Raw genomic sequence first — 18,584 nt, forward strand, 5'->3', positions numbered from 1 at the left:
AGCATCAAGACGACCTGGTGTTCGCGACAAGGAGGATCTGGTGCCCAGCAAACCAGCCGGCACGCTGTATCGCGGCCGGGAGGGCATGTGGTCATGGGTCGCGCACCGGATCACCGGCGTGGGGATCTTCTTCTTCCTGCTGGTGCACGTGCTCGACACCGCGCTGGTGCGGGTGTCCCCGGAGGCCTACAACGAGGTCATCGGCACCTACAAGAACCCGATCGTCGGCCTGCTCGAGGTCGGTCTGGTGGCGGCGATCCTGTTCCACGCCTTCAACGGCATCCGGCTCATCCTGGTGGACTTCTGGGCCAAGGGCCCGCGCTACCAGCGGCAGCTGATGATCGGCGTCGGGGTGATCTGGGTGGTGCTGTTCGTGCCGTTCGTGATCCGGCACCTGACCCACGTGTTCGGGGGCTGAGATGCCGGAAACCCCAGGATTCGCGGCTCCTCGCTCGAGCTCCCGCTCCCGCTCGCTGAAGGGCGGCGGCCGGAACCGCTCCGGGCAGACCAACTTCGAGCTGTACAGCTGGCTGTTCATGCGGCTGTCCGGCCTGGCCCTGGTCGTCCTCGTGCTCGGCCACCTGTTCGTGAACCTGATGCTCGGCGGCGGCATCACCGCGCTGGACTTCGGTTTCGTGGCCGGCAAGTGGGCCAACCCGCTGTGGCAGGTCTGGGATCTGCTGATGCTGTGGCTGGCCATGCTGCACGGCACCAACGGGCTGCGCACGATCATCAACGACTACGCCGAGAAGGACCAGACCCGGTTCTGGCTCAAGGCCTTGCTGATCATGGCGGCGATCGTCATCGTCGTACTGGGCACCCTGGTGATCTTCACGTTCGACCCCTGCCTCGACCCCAGCAGCACGCTGACGGTCTGTAAGTAAGGACGTTATGCAACAGCATCAGTACGACGTGATCATCGTCGGCGCGGGTGGAGCGGGGATGCGCGCCGCCCTCGAGTCCAGCAAACGGACCCGGACCGCGGTGCTCACCAAGCTCTATCCGACCCGGTCCCACACCGGCGCGGCCCAGGGCGGCATGTGCGCCGCGCTGGCCAACGTCGAGGAGGACAACTGGGAGTGGCACACCTTCGACACGGTCAAGGGTGGCGACTTCCTGGTCGACCAGGACGCGGCCGAGGTGATGTGCCGCGAGGCGGTCGACGCCGTCCTCGACCTGGAGAAGATGGGCCTGCCGTTCAACCGGACCGCCGAGGGCAAGATCGACCAGCGGTTCTTCGGCGGCCACACCCGCAACCACGGTGAGGCCGTCGTACGCCGGTCCTGCTTCGCGGCGGACCGCACCGGCCACATGATCCTGCAGACGCTGTACCAGCAGTGCATCAAGCAGAACGTCGAGTTCTTCAACGAGTACTACGTTCTCGACCTGCTGATGACCGACGGCAAGGCCAGCGGTGTGGTCGCCTACGAGCTGGCCACCGGGGAACTGCACGTGTTCTCGGCCAAGTCGGTGATCTTCGCCTCCGGCGGGTTCGGCAAGGTGTTCCGGACCACGTCGAACGCGCACACGCTGACCGGCGACGGGATGGGCATCGTCTGGCGCAAGGGCCTGCCGCTGGAGGACATGGAGTTCTTCCAGTTCCACCCGACCGGCCTGGCCGGTCTGGGCGTACTGCTGTCCGAGGCGGCCCGCGGCGAGGGCGGGATCCTGCGGAACAAGGACAACGAGCGGTTCATGGAGCGCTACGCCCCGACGGTGAAGGACCTGGCGCCGCGGGACATGGTCGCCCGGGCGATGGCGAACGAGGTTCGCGAGGGCCGCGGGTGCGGTCCGGACGGCGCGTACGTGATGCTCGACCTGACCCACCTGGAGCCCGCACACATCGACGCGAAGCTGCCCGACATCACGGAGTTCGCCCGGACGTACCTGGGCGTCGAGCCGTACACCGAGCAGATCCCGGTGTTCCCGACCGCGCACTACGCGATGGGCGGCATCCCGACCAACATCAAGGGTGAGGCGCTGGCCACCAACGACGACGTGATCCCGGGCCTGTACGCCGCGGGCGAGGTCGCCTGCGTGTCCGTCCACGGCGCGAACCGCCTGGGCACGAACTCGCTGCTCGACATCAACGTGTTCGGCCGGCGCGCGGGCATCGCCGCCGCGGAGTACGCCGCCACGGCCGTCTTCGAGGAGTTGCCGGACGAGCCGTCGGCGTACGTCGTCGAACTGGTCGAAGGGCTGCGCAACTCCACCGGCGAGGAGCGGATCGCGGCGATCCGGTCCGACCTGCAGGCGACGATGGACCTGAACGCGCAGGTGTACCGGACCGAGGGCTCGCTGAAGCAGGCGCTGGCCGACATCGAGGCGCTCAAGCTGCGGTTCGCATCCGTCGGCGTGCAGGACAAGGGCAAGCGGTTCAACACCGACCTGCTCGAGGCCGTCGAGCTCGGCTTCCTGCTCGACCTGGCCGAGGTGCTGGTGGTGTCCGCGCTGGCCCGGACGGAGTCGCGCGGCGGTCACTTCCGGGAGGACTACGCCACCCGCGACGACGTCAACTTCATGCGGCACACGATGGCCTACCGCGAGCTCGATGCCGAAGGCAACATCAACATCAGGCTCGACTACAAACCGGTCATCCAGACCCGGTACAAGCCGATGGAGCGCAAGTACTGATGGACGTCAAGGTCAAGATCCTCCGGTACAACCCCGAGGTCCTCGACGAGGCGGAGTGGAAGACGTACTCCGTCAGCCTGCAGCCGACCGACCGGGTGCTGGACGCGCTGCACAAGATCAAGTGGGAGCAGGACGGCACGCTGACGTTCCGGCGGTCCTGCGCGCACGGCGTCTGCGGCTCGGACGCGATGCGGATCAACGGCCGCAACCGGCTGGCCTGCAAGACGCTGATCAAGGACCTGAACCCGGAGAAGGAGATCACCGTCGAGCCGATCAAGGGCCTGCCGGTACTCAAGGACCTGGTCGTCGACATGGAGCCGTTCTTCGACGCGTACCGCGCGGTGATGCCGTTCCTGGTCACCAGCGGCCACGAGCCGACCCGGGAGCGGATCCAGTCGCAGGCCGACCGGGACCGCTTCGACGACACCACCAAGTGCATCCTCTGCGCCGCCTGTACGACGTCCTGCCCGGTGTTCTGGTCCGACGGCCAGTACTTCGGCCCGCAGGCGATCGTCGGCGCGCACCGGTTCATCTTCGACAGCCGCGACGAGGGCACCGAGCAGCGGCTGGAGATCCTGAACGACAAGGAAGGCGTCTGGCGCTGCCGGACCACGTTCAACTGCACCGACGCCTGCCCGCGCGGTATCGAGGTCACCAAGGCGATCCAGGAGGTCAAGCGCGCACTGATCTTCCGCCGGGTGTGAGCTAGCTCACATTCACCAACCAACCTCTGTCCCCCATCAGTCGTGGGGGCAGAGGTTGGTTGCTGTCTGGGGAGGTGTCAGGAAGGCCTGCGTGAGCTGTACGACGGTTGCTACCGTCGGCTGGTCACCCAGCTCTACGCGTTCTGCGGCAGCCTCGGCGAGACCGAGGACGCCGTGCAGGAGGCGTTCGTCCGCGCGGTCGAGAAGCCGCATCGCTTCGCCAAAGGTCGACAACCCGGAAGGCACGGTCAAGGCGGAGGACGGCACCGGGCGGCGGTGGGTGCTCGGCGACACCGCCTCGAGCAAGTCCGTCCTGGCCTGGACCGACGACGGCACGACGTGGCACCGGCAGGACCTCGACCCGGACCACACTGCGCTCGCGGTCAGCCCGGACGGCCGCACGATCGCCGCAGTCGTCTCGACGGACCCAGTCACATCGGCGTTGATGCTGACGACGGACCGCGGCGCGCACTGGACCACCAGGCCGCGCCGGTGCATGCCTCCTCGCCGATCGCCTTCGACGACGGTACCGCCGTACTGCTCGGACAGCCGCTCAACGACCTCACTCCATCGCTGTACGGCGTGAGCGGCGGCCGGATCACCTTCCTCAACGGCCTTCCGGATCGCCTGCAGGAACGCACCGAGGACGGCGGCCTCGTGTACGGCGTAGAGATCGAGTACCCCGGCGCCACCCAACTTGCCTACAGCACCGACCACGGCCACGCCTGGACCCGCGTCACTCCCCGCTAGGCGAGACCAGACTCCAGCAGACCCAGTAGTCAGTCCCGTCAGCCCGGTAACGGGCGCCGGCGTCGAATCGCCAGTCGGCGACGAGGTGCCGCGCGCCTGGCGGCGGCTGGCGGTATTGCGCGAGCAATCCGGCGAGTTCGTCGAACCGGGCGTCGAGCCCTCCATGCGCCGGATGGCTCTCAATCCCAGCGGAGCCAGCCTCGTAGCGCTGGTTCCAGCGCACGAAGATCTCCCACTGCTCCCGCTCCAGCGCAACCACGGCCTCGCTCGCCGGCCAGACGACGTACTCGTCCAGATCACCGTCGACGTCGTAGCACTGGAAATAGTGCGTCGCACCTTCGACGTCGACGAGCCCGGCGCGGGGACCGTCAACCCAGTCCAGCTCGACGTCAACACGTGCGTATCCGTCGGCGACCAACTGTTGTACGTCCCAGGTCTCAGCCACACCGGCATGCTACTGGCGCCGTGCGAGCGGCCACCCAGTCGCGGGTTGCGGAGCTGCAGGCCATCACAATGGGCGCATACCGGGTCTCAGCAGTCGCCGGATGCCCACGGCTCGGCCGTTGTGATGGCCTGGCCGTCCGCTACAGCTAGGGGTGCATGTGGGCGCCCTTGAGGGTCTTGTCGACGGCGTTCTTCGGGCCGTAAAGGGCGATCCCGACCAGGTCCAGTTCCTCGGTGGCGACCGCCTTCACGGCCGCCCGATTGTCCCGGTCGTTGCCAGTGGCAAACAGTTCTTGGGTGAACACCGAGTGCTCGATCCCGCGCTGCAGGGCGCGTTGATGTGCGGTCGCCATGAACTCCTTGGACCCCTCGAACACCAGCACCGGCTGCCGGAACATCGGCAGGTAGGTCACCCCATCCGCATCCTCATAAGGCTCCCCTACCACCTCCGGCCGCGTCCCCGCGATCCCACTCACCAAGAACGCCGCCACATTCAACCGCTGCCAAACCGCCAAATCCTCCCGCAGCAACACAGCAATCTTCGTCTCGAACCTGATCGGCTCATTCGCACTGTCCACACCCCCAGAGTCCCGCCCCACCCAGACTCCGGTCTTGTACGTTCTTCACCTCTCAGCAGTACGGAGGGTTGGTGGTTACTGCGGTGGCTACACGGAGGAAGAGGTTGAACAGGCGGTAGAGGGTGAGCATGTCGGCCTCTACGGTGACGGTGCGGTCGTCCTGGCGGGTGACGCCAGGGATCGCGGTGAGGTGGGAGACGACGGAGGCGGACTGCCAGCGGACGGTCAGGCGGCGGGGGTTGGACGACGCGGTGATGAAGGGGAGGGAGCGCAGGGCCTCGGTGGTGGTGGATTCGATGGCGGCGCGGGCCTCGAGGACCGGGACGAGTTGGGCGGCGAAGCGGTCCTTGGCCTGCTTGACGGCGACCGTGCGTACGCCGGCGTCCCACGCGCTCATCTCGGCACAGGCCGTGTCGTCGCCGGTCAGCACCGCGACCGGTACGCCGTACGCCGCGGCCCCGGCGTGGAAGAGGCCGATCTCACCGGTGACCTGATCGTCCAGCCAGATGTCCTCGATCTCGTGGCCCATGAAGCTGTGGCTGAGTACGCCGAGCACCCCGGCCCGCGCGTGGTAACCGACGCAGAGGACAGCGTCGTACTCGCTGGTGAGGCCTTCCATCATGCCCATCGGCTTCGGGCGTCCCTTGATCAGCGTGGCGCGTGGGTCGAGCAGGTCCGGCAGCAGGTTGCGCATCGGGCCGTGGGCGTCGTTGACCAGTACGGCGGTCGCACCGGCGGCGTACGCACCGCGGACAGCGGCGTTCACGTCCTCGGTCATCATCACCCGGCCACGCTCGTAGTCCCGGCCCGGCGGCTGGACGTCCTCAGCGTCGACCAGTCCGGTGATGCCCTCCATGTCCGCGCTGATGTAAGCCTTCACGGGACGCAAGCGTATGTTCTTGACTGTGAGCGGTGGCGCCGAGGTCAAGGCGTGGCGGCCCGAGCTGAGCGGGGTCGTCGAGGTCCTGCACGCGCACTTTCCCTCCCACGCGTACCCGAGCCACACGCACGACGCGTGGACCGTGCTGATCGTGGACGAGGGCGTGGTGCGGTACGACCTGGACCACCGCGAGCACGGACTGGCCCAGGCACAGGTCTCGCTGCTGCCGCCGAACGTCCCGCACGACGGGCGGTCGGTCCGTCCCGAGGGCTTCCGCAAGCGCGTGCTGTACCTGAAGCCCGAGCGGCTCGGGCTCGACCTGATCGGTGCGGCCGTGGACCAGCCCGAGTACGTCGATCCGCTGCTGCGGCACCGTCTGCACCAGTTGCACGGCGTACTGCTGGACGGGCGGGAGGACCTGGAGGCGCAGAGCCGGCTGACGCTGATCGAGGAGCGGCTGCGGCAACATCTGCGGCGGAACGTGCTCGACCCGCCCGATCGCAGCGATCCCGGGATCGCTGCGCGGCTCCGCGACGTACTGGATGCGAACGTGCCGGCCGGGATCACACTGGACGACGCGTCGAAGCTGGTGCCTGCGCATCCGGCGCATCTGGTGCGGGCGTTCAGCCGCGAGTTCGGGATGCCGCCGCATCGGTATCTGACCGGGCGCCGGGTCGACCTGGCCAGGCGCTACCTGCTCGACGGGCATCCGCCCGCGGACGTGGCAACGCTGGCCGGGTTCTACGACCAGTCCCACCTGAACCGGCACTTCCGCAAGATGCTCGGGGTGACGCCGGCGAGCTTCGTCAGGCGTTGACCTTCTGCGCAGCCTTGTAGGCGCGGACGCCCCAAGTGCCGAGCAGGACCGCGATCAGCAGGTTGACCACGATCAGGATGGTGTGGGCGACGTAGTACCCGGTCGGTCGGCCCTCGGTGGCGGCCAGGTTCTTGATGAACGTCACATAGGTGACGACGTTCCAGACCGCGATGCCGAGTAGCACCAGCGCGTGCTTGCGTTCGAGTTTCACCCGGCCATTGTCCCCGGCGTTGAAAAACGGGGCGGCCGCGCCTCACTCGGCCGCCCCGCCCGAGGGGCGAGCTCCTGTCATCGACCTTGGTTCATGGTCGGCGCGGCGGCAAGCGATCCAACCTACCCACGGGTCACCTCAAGGGTTTCCCTGCGGGAGGCGGACCTGTGCCACTCATCAACCCACTCAGAAGGATGCAGAGCGCACCACGCTGAGCGTGGAGCGATCGACGCCGCGGGCGTTGGTGAGTGCGGGGCGTCCGGTTTACCCGTGGGGGCGGTCGACCATCCGGAGGAGCTGGGTGCGGTTGGCGACGCCGAAGCGGCGGTAGAGCCGGGTCAGTTGGGACTCCACGGCCTTGACCGAGAGGTAGAGGGCGGCGGCGATCTCGCGGTTGGTGGAACCGTCGCGGACCATCGCGACGATCTGCTGCTCGTTGTCGGTGAGCTCCGAGGGCTGGCGGCTGCGGCTCGGGACGTCGAGGCGGGCCAGTTCGGTCTCGGCGACCTCGCGCCACGCGGGGGCGCCGTACGCCTCGAACTGCTCGATCGCGTCCAGGAACGCCGTCCGCGCCACCGACCGTCGGCGCGCCTGCCGGGCCACCCTGCCGCGGGTGAGCTCACACCGGGCCAGGTCCAGCGGGTACACGCGGTCCCCCGCCGTGGCGATCGTCTCCTCCAGCAGATCCAGTGCCGCGGCCGGATCGCCCTGCTTGGCGATCAGCAACGCCTCCGACCGGGCCAGCCCGACCCGCACCACCGCACGGTCCAGCGTCTCCGCCCGGCCCCGGATCTCCGCGATCAGCTCCGCGGCGTCCTGCAGTCGCCCGGCCGCGACCAGCGCCTCGGCGTAGTCCGCATGCCACGGGATCACCGCCGGGTCGAACGGCATCGCCGCCTCGCCGGAGTCCGCGATCGCGTCGAAGGCCTCCACCGCCCGCTGCGGATCACCCGTCAGTACGCCGATCAGCCCGAGGCTGGCCAGCGCCGGTCCGGTCCACTCGTCGTTGCCGACGAGGCGGACCCCTTCCAGCGCCGCCTCCGCGAGCTGCCGGCCCATCGCCGCCGTACCACCGGCCCACTCGGCCCGGCTGGCGATGACCATGCCGACCTCGGCCTCCTCGCCGATGTCCTGCATCAGCTGGTAGCACTCGTGCCCGGCCGCGAGCGCATCCGCTCCGCGCCCGCTGCGCTCGTAGATCGCGGTCGCCGAGATCAGCACCGACGCCAGCCACCGCATCGCACCGCCGTCGCGCACCTCGTCGACCAGCGAGCTGATCGCCGCGATCGCCGCGTCGGTCCGGCCGCAGAACAGCTCCCGCATGGCCGCCATCTGCCGGGCGTTCACCACGGCCTTGGTCAGCGGCAGCCCGAGGGACAGCTCGGCCGCCTGCTGCAGCAGAGCGTCCGCGGTCTCCTCAGCGTCCCGTGACATCAGCACCGAGCTGGCCGCGCTCAGCGCGTCCACCAGAGCCTCGGTGTCACCGCTCTTCCGCGCCAGCGCCTCTGCGACCCGCGCGTCCTCCTGGGCGGCGTCGAACCGGCGATCGAAGTACTCGCTGTGGCTGCGCATGATCCGCACCCGCGCCTCGAGCAGCTGGTCACCGGCGGCGGCCCCGAATGCCTCGGACAGGATCTCGACCCGGCGGTCGTGATCCGGCCAGGCGGCGTCCACCAGCAGCAACAGCGCGGGCACCCTGGTCTGCGGCTCGGTCGCGGCGCGTACGGCGAGCCGCGCCATGTCGGCGGACTCTGCGAGATGACCGGCGGCCGCGGCATCGTCGGCGGCTCGCGTCAGGCGCCGGGCCCGTTCGTCCGGCAGGCTGGACGGCGTACGCTCGGCGGCCAGTCGCCACAGCGTGGCAGCGGCACCTGGCGCACCCCGGCCGGCCGCGACGGCTGCGGCCTCCTCGATCGCGCAGGCCAGCTCGGCGTCGGCCTCCTGGGTGGCCAGGGCACGATGGGTCGCGTTCTCGACCGGTTCGCCGACCACGGCCGCCAACTGTGCGTGCGCCTGGCGACGGGCCGCCGAGGTGGCTTCGGCGTACACGAACTCCCGCAGCAGCGGGTGCGCGAACCGGAGCCGCTCGGAGGACACGTCGATCAGCCCGAGCGACTCGGCCTCGGCCAGCTCAGTGTCGATCGGCCGCCCGAGCGACTGCGCCAGCTGGGCCGTGGTCGGCCGCGGCGACGAGGCTGCGTGCAGCAGGAGCTCGTGCGCGCAGGAAGTCAGGTCGGACAGCCGGTCGCCGAGCAGCGTCTTGAGCCGACTCGACACCGGGAGCGGATCGTTCGGCGAGACGCCTTGCGGATGCCGCAGCACCGCCCGGCCGAGCTCCAGCGCCATGAACGGGTTGCCGGCGCTGGCAGTGAAGATGCGGCGTGCCGTACGCACGGGCAGCGGGCTGGAGAGCCGCTGACGCAGCAGACCGAGCACGTCCGGCTCTGTCAGCGGCGGTACCTCCAGCTGCAGCACAGGCTCCGGGCACGCCTCGGCCATGACCGGCAGATCGCCGTCAGCTACCTGCTCGGTGGCCAGCATGTGCACGCCCTCGGACAGCCGGCGGGCGCAGAACGTCAGCACCTCCAGGCTGGACGGGTCCACCCACTGGATGTCGTCCACGACCAGCAGCACGGGCCCGTTGGCCGCGAGTCGACGCAGCACATGCAGTACGGCGAGGCGCACGGCCAGCTCGTCGCGGACCGTGTCAGGCGCGCTGGCCTTCAGCAGGGCGACCTCGAGCGGCTGACGGAGGTGGTCGGGCAGGACCGTCCAGGCGAGCTCGAGCTGATTGGACAGCAGGTCGAGGAGGGTGACATACGGGAGACCGGCTTCGCTCTGGGACGGGGCGGCGCTGAGGACGCGGCACCCGGCGCGGGTGCGGTCGGCGACCAGCGCGCGGCCCATGGCCGACTTGCCGATCCCGGTCGGGCCATAGAGCAGCACGCTGCCGCTGGTCTCGAGCTGCTTCTTCGCACGCTCGACCAGTCCGGCGCGCCCGACCAGCTCGTCGTCAGTCATCGATCCCACATACTCCTCGAAGGATTACCCTCGTCGATTATCACAGTCAATGACCGGCCGACACGGCGAGTGTCACATGAGGAAACCATCCCGTCACCATCCTGTCACCCGACGCTGCCCAGATCCGAGCAGTCAGGCGGCACGATGGTGCCGGGGCACGGATCGCCCACCCCGACGTTGTAGACAAAGGACACACCGGCCCGGTACCCGGCCAGAGGTGTGTCCAGCCGGTGATCAGCTGAATTCGCGGTCACTGGCTCACCGGGTCAGGCGAGAAACGCGCGCAGCAGGGTGGCGGTGCCGGACAGGTGTTCCTGCATGGCCTGCCGGGCGGCCGGGGCGTCGCCGGCCAGGATGGCCTCGACGATCGCCTCGTGCTGTTCGTTGGAGTGCCGCAGATTGCGCTCCAGCAAGGGGATCGCGTCAAGCAACTCGTTCAGCCGCATCCTGACGTCCGCGGTCGCCGATGTCAGCGACGGCGACCCGGAGACCTCGGCGATCGCGAGATGCAGCCGCGAGTCGAAGCGGCGGTAGTCGGACAACCTGGCGGCCGACGTCTCCGCGAGACAACGCCGGAGATGCTCCTGCTCGGCGTCGCTCAACGCGCGGGACGCCGACGCTTCCGCTGCCCCGGTCTCCAAGGCAGAGCGCAGTACCAGGGCGTCCTCCAGCCCGTCGCCCAGTTCGCGGGCGAGCCGTTTGGCCGGCGTACGACGGGGTTTCGGCAGCTGCGTGTTGACGAACGTGCCGCCGTACCGCCCGCGCCGGGACTCGACGTACCCGGCCTCGGTCAGCGCATGGATCGCCTCTCGCAGGGTGACCCGGCTGACGTTCAGCCGGGCCGCCAGGTCGCGTTCGGACGGGAGCCGGTCGCCAGGTACGACGACGCCGAGCTTGATTGCCTGCAGCAACCTCTCGACCGTCTCCTCGAACGGGTTGCCCGTCCGGACCGGCCGGAACACCGCGTCGTCTGCCTGGGCGACCATGAGCACAGACTAGATCGGGGTGACGTAGGCGCCTGAGATTCCGCCGTCGACGAGGAACGTGTTGGCGGTGATGAACGACGAGTCGTCACTGGCCAGGAAGGCGACCGCGGCCGCGATCTCCTCCGGCTCACCGAACCGGCCCATCGGCACATGCACCAGCCGCCGCTGCGCCCGCTCCGGATCCTTCGCGAACAACTCGGTCAGCAGCGGCGTGTTCACCGGACCCGGGCAGAGCGCGTTGACCCGGATCCCCTGCCGCGCGAACTCGACGCCGAGCTCGCGGCTCATCGCGAGTACGCCGCCCTTCGACGCGGAGTACGAGATCTGCGATGTGGCCGCGCCCATGACGGCGACGAACGATGCGGTGTTGATGATCGAGCCGCGGCCCTGGCGTTGCATGTAAGGGATCGCGGCCTTGCAGCACAGGTACACCGAGGTCAGGTTGACCTCCTGCACCTTCCGCCACGCCTCCAGTCCGGTGTCCAGGATCGACGCGTCCTCGGGCGGCGAGATGCCCGCGTTGTTGAACGCGATGTCCACGCTGCCGTACGTGTCGTACGCCTGGCGGAAGAGGTTCTCGACCGCGGCCTGGTCGGTCACGTCGGTGGCCACGAACAGCCCGGCGGCCTCGTCCGCGGCGGCCTTCCCGGCGGCCGGATCGACGTCGCCGATCACGACGTTGGCCCCTTCGGCGGCAAGGCGTCGTACCGTGGCCAGGCCGATCCCGCTCGCGCCGCCGGTGACCACCGCGACCCGGCCTTCCAGCCGGTGTGCCTGTGAGTGCATTCAGTCCTCCGTGCTGATGAAGATGTTCTTGGTCTCGGTGAACGCGTCCAGCGCGTCCGGGCCGAGCTCACGGCCGAGCCCGGACTGCTTGTAGCCGCCGAACGGCGTGGAGTACCGCACCGACGAGTTCGAGTTGATCGACAGATTGCCCGCCTCGACACCCCGGCCGACTCGCAGCGCGCGGCCGGTGTCGCGCGTCCAGATCGAGCCGGACAGGCCGTACTGCGAATCGTTCGCGATCCGCACCGCGTCCGCCTCGTCCTCGAACGGGATCACCGCCACCACCGGCCCGAAGATCTCCTCCCGCACCGCCCGATCACTCGCGGGCGCGAGAACAGTCGGCGGGAACCAGAATCCCGGACCTTGTGGCGCTGTGCCCTGAAAGGCCGGATTCTCGACGTACGACGCAACCCGCTCCAGTTGAGCCTTCGAGATCAACGGACCCATCTCGGTCGCCGGATCCGACGGGTCGCCCACCGTGAAGTTCTTCACCGCGGGCTCCAGCAACTCCAGGAACCGGTCGTACGCCGACCGCTCCACCAGGATCCGCGATCGCGCGCAGCAGTCCTGACCGGCGTTGTCGAACACGCCGTACGGCGCCTGAGCCGCGGCCTTGTCCAGATCCGCGTCCGCGAAGACGATGTTGGCCGACTTCCCGCCGAGCTCCAGCGTCACGCGCTTCACCTGGTCGGCGCAGCCGGCCATGATCTGCTTGCCGACCACGGTCGACCCGGTGAAGACGACCTTGCGGACGGCCGGATGCGTGACGAACCGTTGCCCGACGACCGTTCCCTTGCCCGGCACGACCTCGAACACACCCGGCGGCAGTCCCGCCTCGAGCGCCAACTCGCCGAACCTCAGAGCGGTCAGCGGCGTCAGCTCGGCCGGCTTCAGTACGACGGTGTTGCCGGCCGCCAGCGCGGGAGCGAAACCCCAGCCGGCGATCGGCATCGGGAAGTTCCACGGCACGATCACGCCGACGACACCGAGCGGTTCCTGGAAGGTGATGTCGATGCCGCCGGCAACCGGAATCTGCTTGCCGAACAGGCGTTCCGGGGCCGCCGAGTAATAGGTCAGCACGTCGCGGACGTTGCCGGCTTCCCAGCGGGCGTTGCCGATGGTGTGGCCCGCGTTCTCGACCTCCAGCGCGGCAAGGTTCTCCAGGTCAGCGTCCACCGCGTCGGCGAAGCGGCGCAGCAACCGGCCGCGATCCGCCGGAGCGACGTTTCGCCACGTATGGAAGGCCTCCGCGGCTCTGTCGATCGCTGCGTCCGTCTCCCGCTCGGTGGCCAGGGCGATCGTGCGGACCACCTTCTCGGTGGCCGGGTTGATCACGTCGTACATCATGAACGGCTCCTCGCGGCTGCGATCAGGGCGGCGAACAGCCGCAGGTCGTCGAGGTTCTCCTCCGGGTGCGACTGGACGCCGAGAACGAAGCTGTGGTCCGGCGCCTCGGCCGCTTCGACCGTTCCGTCGCCGGCGCGGGCGGTGACCGTCAGGCCCGGCGCCAGTACGTCGATGGCCTGGTGGTGGTAGCAGCGGACCCCCGTGCGCTCGCCCAGGATGCGGGCGGTGAGAGTGTCCGGCTCGACCTTGACCTCGGTGGTGCCGAACACCGCCGCCTCCGGTCGATGCGCGTCGTGGGCGACGACGTCCGGGAGATGCTGATGCAGCGTCCCACCCAGCGTGACATTGAGCATCTGCAGACCGCGGCAGATCGCCAGCAGCGGCAGATCGCGGTCGAGTGCGCCTTGGATCAGGACACGCTCGTGCTCATCCCGGCCCGGCCTGGTGTCGGCCGTTTCCGGATGCGGCGTGGCGCCGTACGAGGCGGGGTCGACATCGCAGCCACCGGAGACGATCAGGCCGTCGAGAACGTCGAGGACGCTCGGGTCCGTGCCGACCGGCGGCAACAGCAGCGGTACGCCCCCGGCCGCGACGACCCCGTCGAGGTAGGCGCGTGGGAGGAGGGCTGCTTCGCGCTGCCAGATCCCCCAAGCGGCCGGCTCGAGGTACGTCGTGATGCCGATGCGCGACCTAGAGGCGTTCGAAGCCACGGATGCGCTCCCAGTCGGTGACGGCGGCGTCGTACGCGTCGAGCTCGACGCGGGCCGCGTTGGCGTAGTGGTCGACCATCTCCTCGCCGAACGCGTCGCGGGCGATCTTCGAGCCGGTGAACAGCGCGGCCGCCTCGCGCAACGTGACCGGTACGTGTTGCCGGTCGGAGTCGTACGCGTTGCCCTCCAGCAGGGGCTCGAGCTCCAGTTCGTTCTCGATGCCGTACAGGCCCGCGGCGACGATCGCGGCGACGGCCAGGTACGGGTTCACATCGCCACCGGGGAGACGGTTCTCGACCCGGAGCGAGTCGCCGTGGCCGACCACGCGGAGCGAGCAGGTCCGGTTGTCCAGGCCCCAGGCGACCGCCGTCGGCGCGAAGCTGCCGCGGATGAACCGCTTGTAGGAGTTGATGTTCGGCGCGAGCAGGTAGGTGAACTCGGACAGGCAGGCGAGCTGACCGGCGATGAACCGCTCCATCAGCTCGGAGAACCCGTGCTCGCGATCACCGGCCAGTACGGCGTCTCCCGCGGTGGACCGGAAGCTCAGGTGGATGTGGCACGAGTTGCCCTCGCGTTCGTCGTACTTCGCCATGAACGTGAGGCTCTTGCCGTGTTTCGCGGCGATCTCCTTCGCACCCGTCTTGTAGATCGAGTGGTTGTCGCAGGTGACGAGGGCCTCGTCGTACCGGAAGGCGATCTCGTGCTGGCCGAAGTTGCATTCGCCCTTGGCGGACTCGACGTACAGGCCGGCGCCGGTCATGCCGTTGCGGATGTCGCGCAGGAGCGGCTCGACCCGGGAGGTGCCGAGGAGGGAGTAGTCGACGTTGTACTGGTTGCCCGGGACCAGGTCGCGGTAGCGCTTGTCCCAGGCCGACTCGAAGGTGTCGTCGAAGACCATGAACTCGAGCTCGGTGCCGACGTACGCCCTGAGGCCTCTGGCGGCGAGGCGATCGAGTTGCGCGCGGAGGACCTGGCGTGGTGACGCGACCACGGGGGTGCCGTCGAGCCATTGCACGTCGCAGAGGACCATCGCGGTCGCTTCCAGCCACGGGACGAGCCTCAGGGTGTTGAGATCGGGCGCCATCACCAGGTCGCCGTACCCACGCTCCCAGGACGACATCGCGTACCCGTCCACGGTGTTCATGTCGACGTCGACCGCCAGCAGGTAGTTGCACCCCTCGGTCCCGTGCCTCAGCACCTCCTCCAGGAAGTACCGCGCGCCACAGCGCTTTCCCTGCAACCGCCCCTGCATGTCCGTGATCGCCACCAGCACCGTGTCGACCCGCCCGGACCCGACCAGATCCCGCAACTCCTGCACCCGAATCCTGCCAGCAGCCACGTCCACTCCTCGGATCTATTGGTCTGCCCCCAGTCCATTGACTCAAGCCCAGCCGGTACTGTCAATGCTGCGGCGTGGTGGTGCCGTGACACTGCGGGGTCTGGGCAGGGACCGGGGTGGCGCGGAAAATCGGGGGATTCGGCCGCACCGCCCAAGCGGCCCGATTCTGGAGGACCGCTATGCGATCTTTCGTCACCCGCCCCCGCGCCCTGGCTGTCTTGCTGGCCGGTACGGCGCTCGCGTTCAGTCCACTCGGAGGTCAGGCGACCGCCAAACTGCCGGTCGACCAGGTCGGCAACCCGTGTCTCACGCCAGCCGACGGTCCCGCCGCCCGTGGTGGGTTCGGCGCCGACCACCGCGACCTGTCCGCGGCCGAGCAGCAGTCGATCGAGGCCAAGACGGCGCAGATCCTGAAGGCCAAGGCTGCCCGCGGACTGACGCCCCAGACCGGAACGCTCGCCGCGGCGAGCGTTCCGGTCTACATCCACGTGATGCGCAGCAGCAGCGGCGCCGGCGACGTCACCGCGACCCAGATCAACCAGCAGATCGCCGAGCTGAACCAGGACTTCGCCGGTGGCGAGTCGTCTCAGGCCGCGAACACCGGCTTCACGTTCTACCTGGCCGGCACAGACCGGTTCAACAACAACACCTGGCATCGCGACGGCCAGAGCACGACCTACCGGTCACAAACGCGCAAGGGTAGCAAGAATGCCCTGAACATCTGGCTGGTCGACTTCTCCTACCTTGGCATCGCGACGTTCCCGTGGGACTACGCGAGCAGCCCGTCGATCGACGGCATCCGGGTGCAGTACAGCTCCCTGCCCGGCGGCTCGGCGACGAACTTCAACCTCGGCAAGACCGCCTCGCACGAGGCCGGCCACTGGTTCGGGCTGTATCACACGTTCCAGGGCGGCTGCACGAGCACGAACGACTCCGTCTCCGACACGCCGGCCCAGAGCAGCCCCAGCAGCGGTTGCCCGACCGGCCGGGACTCCTGCTCACTGTCCGGACTGGACCCCATCCACAACTACATGGATTACTCCTACGACTCCTGCTACAACCAGTTCACTCCCGGCCAGAGCACCCGCATCAGCACCATGTGGACGGCCTACCGGGCGTGACGCAGGCACCCCAAGCCGTCTAGAGTGCCGCCGATGCGTTTGCTTCTGACGGCCTGCGCAACCACCGCACTGGTGGTCGCCGGACCTCTGACAGCGACCGCCGCCGGCCAGGGCCCACAAGGCCCGGTCGGCGGCGACCTGCTGACCGCGAAGCCGACGGTCGTCGCCGACGGGGCGGCACCGCCGGCAGTCCAGGCGTCGGCGTACGTGGTGGCCGACATCGACACCGGCGACGTACTGGTCGCGAAGGCGCCGCATGCGAAGCTGCGGCCCGCCAGCACGCTCAAGACGCTCACCGCGCTGGTCCTGCTGCCGCGGCTGAAGAAGTCCGATCCGGTCGTCGGTACGGATGCCGACGCGGGCATCATCGGCAGCAAGGTCGGCGTCTACCCGGGACTCCGCTACACGGTCGACCTGCTCTTCCAGGGCATGTTCCTGGCCTCCGGGAACGACGCCGTGCACGCGCTCGCCGCCCACGACCAGGGCGGCATCCCGGCGACGATCCAGCGGATGAACGAGAAGGCCAAGGAGATCGGCGCGCACGACACCCACGTGACCGACCCGACCGGTCTGGACGCGGACGGGCAGTTCTCCAGCGCCTACGACCTGGCCCTGTTCGCGCGGGCCGGCTTGGCCCGGCCGGACTTCGCGAAGTACGCGGCAACGAAGTACACGGCCTTCCCGAACGCCGGCAAGGCCGGCACGTACCAGGTCGCGAACCAGAACAAACTGCTGTTCGGCTACGACGGCGCTTTGGGCGTCAAGACCGGTTACACGACGCTGGCCCGCAACACGTTCATCGGCGCGGCGCGCCGCAACGGCCACACGCTGGTGGTGACGCTGATGAACGCACCGCACGGCGTGACCGAGGATGCCAGCAACCTGCTCACCTGGACCTTCAAGAACTACACCAAGCTCAACCCGGTCGGCACGCTGGTCAAACCGGCCGCGGCGGTGCCTCCGAAGGCTGAGACCGGCACCACCGAGGGCAAGATCACCACAAGGACCAGTACGGCGCACCCGCCGCGCAGCCGGACCGTGCTCAACCCCGGCCAGGCGGTCCAGTCGCTCGCCTTCCGCATCCCGGCGTGGGTGTACGCCGGCCCACCCGTTCTACTGCTCGGTCTGTTCCTCAGACGCCCCAAAGCACTCCGCAGACGCCGCCACTAGCGGCGAAGCGTACGGGCCGCCTTGGCGAGCTGACTCACCAGAGTCATCGCGGTAATACCCAGCACGGCCCCCGCGGCGACAGCGACCGTGTCCGCCTTGCGCTGCGGCACTGGCACCACCTTGTAGCGCTTCCCAGGCGGTCCGGGCAGCAGAGGCTCCTCCACGGACAGCTCAGGCGGCAGCGGCTCCTCGGCGATCCTCAGACGGCCCTCGTCGGACACCTCCCTGGCAGCGGCGTCGAGGGTCGCTTCCTTCGCCCAGGCCGCGACGACCATCAGGGCCCGGGTCATCAAGTAGATCCACACCAGCAGCGCCAGTGGCAGCGCCAGAGCGCCGTACGCTGCGTTGGTGCCGATGACATGGGTGACGTAGAGGCCGCCGAGCTTCTGTGCGAGGTAGTACAGGATGCCGCCGGCCAGCGCCGCGATCAGGGCGACCTTGCGCGGCAGGAGGATCCGCGGCAGCGCGGTCTGCAGGTAGAGGAACAGGATCGCACCGGCCCCGATGCCGACCACGATGCTGACCCCGTCGATGCCCCAGCTCGCCAGCCAGGTCTCCTCCAGGTCGGCGGCGTCCACGATCCGCGTCGACAGCCCGGTCAGGATCGAGGACGCGCCGGTGCTGATCAGTCCGATCAGGCCGAGGCCGACGAGCGCGCCGAGGTCCGCGAGCTTCAGCTTGACGAAGTTGCCGGGCTGGTCGTCCAGCTCGTGCATCGAGCGGATCGAGGCGCGCAGCGAGTCGATCCAGCCGAGCCCGGTGAACAGCAGGCCGACGGCGGAGATGAGGCCGATGGTGCCGGCGTGCGAGACCAGGGCGTCGACGTCGATCCGGTCGGCGATCCCGGGCAGGTTGTGCTCGAGGGTGTTCTTCAGCGTCTCGATCGCGTTCGGGCCGAGGAGCGAGCCGACGATCGCCCCGGCCAGCACGATCAGTGGGAACAGCGACAGGAACGCGAAGAAACTCGTTGCCCCCGCCAACCGGTTGCCCCGGCGGTCGCCGTACCGCTGCCAGGCCCGCCAGACCTGCGTCCGGCTGAACCAGCGCCAGGCCCTCTTGATCCCCATGCTTCTCCTGTACCCCGGT

General features: G+C 68.9%; 19 protein-coding genes and 1 pseudogene. 9 read left to right on the top strand and 11 right to left on the bottom strand.

Features of this window, described 5'->3' with window-relative positions:
• Positions 1-85 precede the first annotated feature (85 nt).
• From sdhC to OG817_RS30590, 6 genes and pseudogenes are all read left to right on the top strand, one after another.
• Positions 86-418 carry a succinate dehydrogenase, cytochrome b556 subunit gene (gene sdhC, locus OG817_RS30565; RefSeq protein ID WP_328526863.1) on the top strand — a complete coding sequence of 111 codons (333 nt, stop codon included), beginning with the start codon at positions 86-88 and terminating at the stop codon, positions 416-418.
• A gap of 1 nt (position 419) precedes the next feature.
• Positions 420-884, top strand: a complete 465-nt coding sequence (locus OG817_RS30570; RefSeq protein WP_406048043.1) for a succinate dehydrogenase hydrophobic membrane anchor subunit — start codon at positions 420-422, stop codon at positions 882-884.
• A 7-nt stretch (positions 885-891) separates the two neighbouring features.
• Positions 892-2,634, top strand: a complete 1,743-nt coding sequence (gene sdhA, locus OG817_RS30575; protein ID WP_406048045.1) for a succinate dehydrogenase flavoprotein subunit — start codon at positions 892-894, stop codon at positions 2,632-2,634.
• Positions 2,634-3,338 carry a succinate dehydrogenase iron-sulfur subunit gene (locus tag OG817_RS30580; RefSeq protein WP_360438850.1) on the top strand — a complete coding sequence of 235 codons (705 nt, stop codon included), beginning with the start codon at positions 2,634-2,636 and terminating at the stop codon, positions 3,336-3,338. Before sdhA ends, OG817_RS30580 begins: the two co-directional genes overlap by 1 nt.
• Before the next feature lie 42 nt (positions 3,339-3,380).
• Positions 3,381-3,509 (top strand): annotated as a pseudogene (locus OG817_RS30585) (hypothetical protein); the annotation flags it as partial.
• A 321-nt stretch (positions 3,510-3,830) separates the two neighbouring features.
• On the top strand, positions 3,831-4,088 hold the full coding sequence (locus OG817_RS30590) for a hypothetical protein (RefSeq protein ID WP_406057664.1): 258 nt from the start codon (positions 3,831-3,833) through the stop codon (positions 4,086-4,088).
• Here OG817_RS30590 and OG817_RS30595 read toward each other — a convergent pair.
• The 3 genes from OG817_RS30595 to OG817_RS30605 form a co-directional block, all read right to left on the bottom strand.
• Positions 4,075-4,533, bottom strand: a complete 459-nt coding sequence (locus OG817_RS30595) for a hypothetical protein (RefSeq protein WP_406048046.1) — start codon at positions 4,531-4,533, stop codon at positions 4,075-4,077. The genes OG817_RS30590 and OG817_RS30595 overlap by 14 nt on opposite strands.
• 145 nt (positions 4,534-4,678) lie before the next feature.
• On the bottom strand, positions 4,679-5,110 hold the full coding sequence (locus tag OG817_RS30600) for a DUF2000 family protein (protein ID WP_406048047.1): 432 nt from the start codon (positions 5,108-5,110) through the stop codon (positions 4,679-4,681).
• 52 nt (positions 5,111-5,162) lie between these two features.
• Complete coding sequence (locus tag OG817_RS30605; protein WP_406048048.1) at positions 5,163-5,990, bottom strand: M55 family metallopeptidase; 828 nt, start codon at positions 5,988-5,990, stop codon at positions 5,163-5,165.
• 13 nt (positions 5,991-6,003) lie between these two features.
• Between OG817_RS30605 and OG817_RS30610 the strand changes: the two genes are divergently transcribed.
• The gene (locus OG817_RS30610; protein WP_406048049.1) at positions 6,004-6,807 is read left to right on the top strand and encodes an AraC family transcriptional regulator; all 804 of its coding nucleotides are present in this window, start codon (positions 6,004-6,006) and stop codon (positions 6,805-6,807) included.
• Here OG817_RS30610 and OG817_RS30615 read toward each other — a convergent pair.
• The 7 genes from OG817_RS30615 to OG817_RS30645 all read right to left on the bottom strand — a co-directional run bounded on the left by OG817_RS30615 (position 6,797) and on the right by OG817_RS30645 (position 15,207).
• A complete protein-coding gene (locus OG817_RS30615; protein ID WP_360438868.1) occupies positions 6,797-7,018 on the bottom strand; it encodes an SCO4848 family membrane protein in 222 nt (73 codons plus the stop codon). The genes OG817_RS30610 and OG817_RS30615 overlap by 11 nt on opposite strands.
• A 264-nt stretch (positions 7,019-7,282) precedes the next feature.
• Positions 7,283-10,039 (bottom strand): AAA family ATPase, encoded by a 2,757-nt coding sequence (locus OG817_RS30620; RefSeq protein WP_406048052.1) that lies wholly within the window; start codon positions 10,037-10,039, stop codon positions 7,283-7,285.
• Between the two features lie 266 nt (positions 10,040-10,305).
• Entirely contained in the window at positions 10,306-11,025 is a 720-nt protein-coding gene (locus tag OG817_RS30625) for a FadR/GntR family transcriptional regulator (protein WP_396391773.1), read from the bottom strand.
• A 9-nt stretch (positions 11,026-11,034) separates the two neighbouring features.
• Entirely contained in the window at positions 11,035-11,811 is a 777-nt protein-coding gene (locus tag OG817_RS30630; protein ID WP_406048053.1) for a 3-oxoacyl-ACP reductase, read from the bottom strand.
• Positions 11,812-13,158: an aldehyde dehydrogenase family protein gene (locus OG817_RS30635; RefSeq protein WP_406048054.1), complete on the bottom strand. Its 1,347-nt coding sequence runs from the start codon at positions 13,156-13,158 to the stop codon at positions 11,812-11,814. It lies immediately after the preceding gene.
• Complete coding sequence (locus OG817_RS30640) at positions 13,155-13,868, bottom strand: gamma-glutamyl-gamma-aminobutyrate hydrolase family protein (protein WP_406048055.1); 714 nt, start codon at positions 13,866-13,868, stop codon at positions 13,155-13,157. The genes OG817_RS30635 and OG817_RS30640 overlap by 4 nt, the downstream gene beginning before the upstream one ends.
• Positions 13,849-15,207, bottom strand: coding sequence for a glutamine synthetase family protein (locus tag OG817_RS30645; protein ID WP_406048056.1), 1,359 nt, complete (start codon positions 15,205-15,207; stop codon positions 13,849-13,851). The genes OG817_RS30640 and OG817_RS30645 overlap by 20 nt, the downstream gene beginning before the upstream one ends.
• Positions 15,208-15,386: 179 nt before the next feature.
• Here OG817_RS30645 and OG817_RS30650 point away from each other — a divergent pair, with 179 nt between their 5' ends.
• Together OG817_RS30650 and OG817_RS30655 are read left to right on the top strand one after the other, a co-directional pair.
• The gene (locus tag OG817_RS30650) at positions 15,387-16,328 is read left to right on the top strand and encodes a zinc metalloprotease (RefSeq protein ID WP_406048057.1); all 942 of its coding nucleotides are present in this window, start codon (positions 15,387-15,389) and stop codon (positions 16,326-16,328) included.
• A 33-nt stretch (positions 16,329-16,361) separates the two neighbouring features.
• On the top strand, positions 16,362-17,498 hold the full coding sequence (locus OG817_RS30655; protein ID WP_396391767.1) for a D-alanyl-D-alanine carboxypeptidase family protein: 1,137 nt from the start codon (positions 16,362-16,364) through the stop codon (positions 17,496-17,498).
• Here the strand turns inward: OG817_RS30655 and OG817_RS30660 are convergent.
• Positions 17,495-18,565 carry a YihY/virulence factor BrkB family protein gene (locus OG817_RS30660; protein WP_396391766.1) on the bottom strand — a complete coding sequence of 357 codons (1,071 nt, stop codon included), beginning with the start codon at positions 18,563-18,565 and terminating at the stop codon, positions 17,495-17,497. The genes OG817_RS30655 and OG817_RS30660 overlap by 4 nt on opposite strands.
• Between the last annotated feature and the right edge of the window lie 19 nt (positions 18,566-18,584).

Source organism: Kribbella sp. NBC_00889 (assembly GCF_045207705.1).
Lineage (GTDB): Bacteria > Actinomycetota > Actinomycetes > Propionibacteriales > Kribbellaceae > Kribbella.

What these genes read in the sequence shown, in the direction of transcription:
- OG817_RS30610 (WP_406048049.1), top strand. Translation starts at nt 6,004, where the DNA reads ATGTTCTTGACTGTGAGCGGTGGCGCCGAGGTCAAGGCGTGGCGGCCC.
- sdhC (WP_328526863.1), top strand. Translation starts at nt 86, where the DNA reads ATGTGGTCATGGGTCGCGCACCGGATCACCGGCGTGGGGATCTTCTTC.
- OG817_RS30630 (WP_406048053.1), bottom strand. Translation starts at nt 11,811, where the DNA reads ATGCACTCACAGGCACACCGGCTGGAAGGCCGGGTCGCGGTGGTCACC.
- OG817_RS30660 (WP_396391766.1), bottom strand. Translation starts at nt 18,565, where the DNA reads ATGGGGATCAAGAGGGCCTGGCGCTGGTTCAGCCGGACGCAGGTCTGG.
- OG817_RS30655 (WP_396391767.1), top strand. Translation starts at nt 16,362, where the DNA reads ATGCGTTTGCTTCTGACGGCCTGCGCAACCACCGCACTGGTGGTCGCC.
- OG817_RS30570 (WP_406048043.1), top strand. Translation starts at nt 420, where the DNA reads ATGCCGGAAACCCCAGGATTCGCGGCTCCTCGCTCGAGCTCCCGCTCC.
- sdhA (WP_406048045.1), top strand. Translation starts at nt 892, where the DNA reads ATGCAACAGCATCAGTACGACGTGATCATCGTCGGCGCGGGTGGAGCG.
- OG817_RS30650 (WP_406048057.1), top strand. Translation starts at nt 15,387, where the DNA reads ATGCGATCTTTCGTCACCCGCCCCCGCGCCCTGGCTGTCTTGCTGGCC.
- OG817_RS30620 (WP_406048052.1), bottom strand. Translation starts at nt 10,039, where the DNA reads ATGACTGACGACGAGCTGGTCGGGCGCGCCGGACTGGTCGAGCGTGCG.
- OG817_RS30580 (WP_360438850.1), top strand. Translation starts at nt 2,634, where the DNA reads ATGGACGTCAAGGTCAAGATCCTCCGGTACAACCCCGAGGTCCTCGAC.
- OG817_RS30625 (WP_396391773.1), bottom strand. Translation starts at nt 11,025, where the DNA reads ATGGTCGCCCAGGCAGACGACGCGGTGTTCCGGCCGGTCCGGACGGGC.
- OG817_RS30635 (WP_406048054.1), bottom strand. Translation starts at nt 13,158, where the DNA reads ATGATGTACGACGTGATCAACCCGGCCACCGAGAAGGTGGTCCGCACG.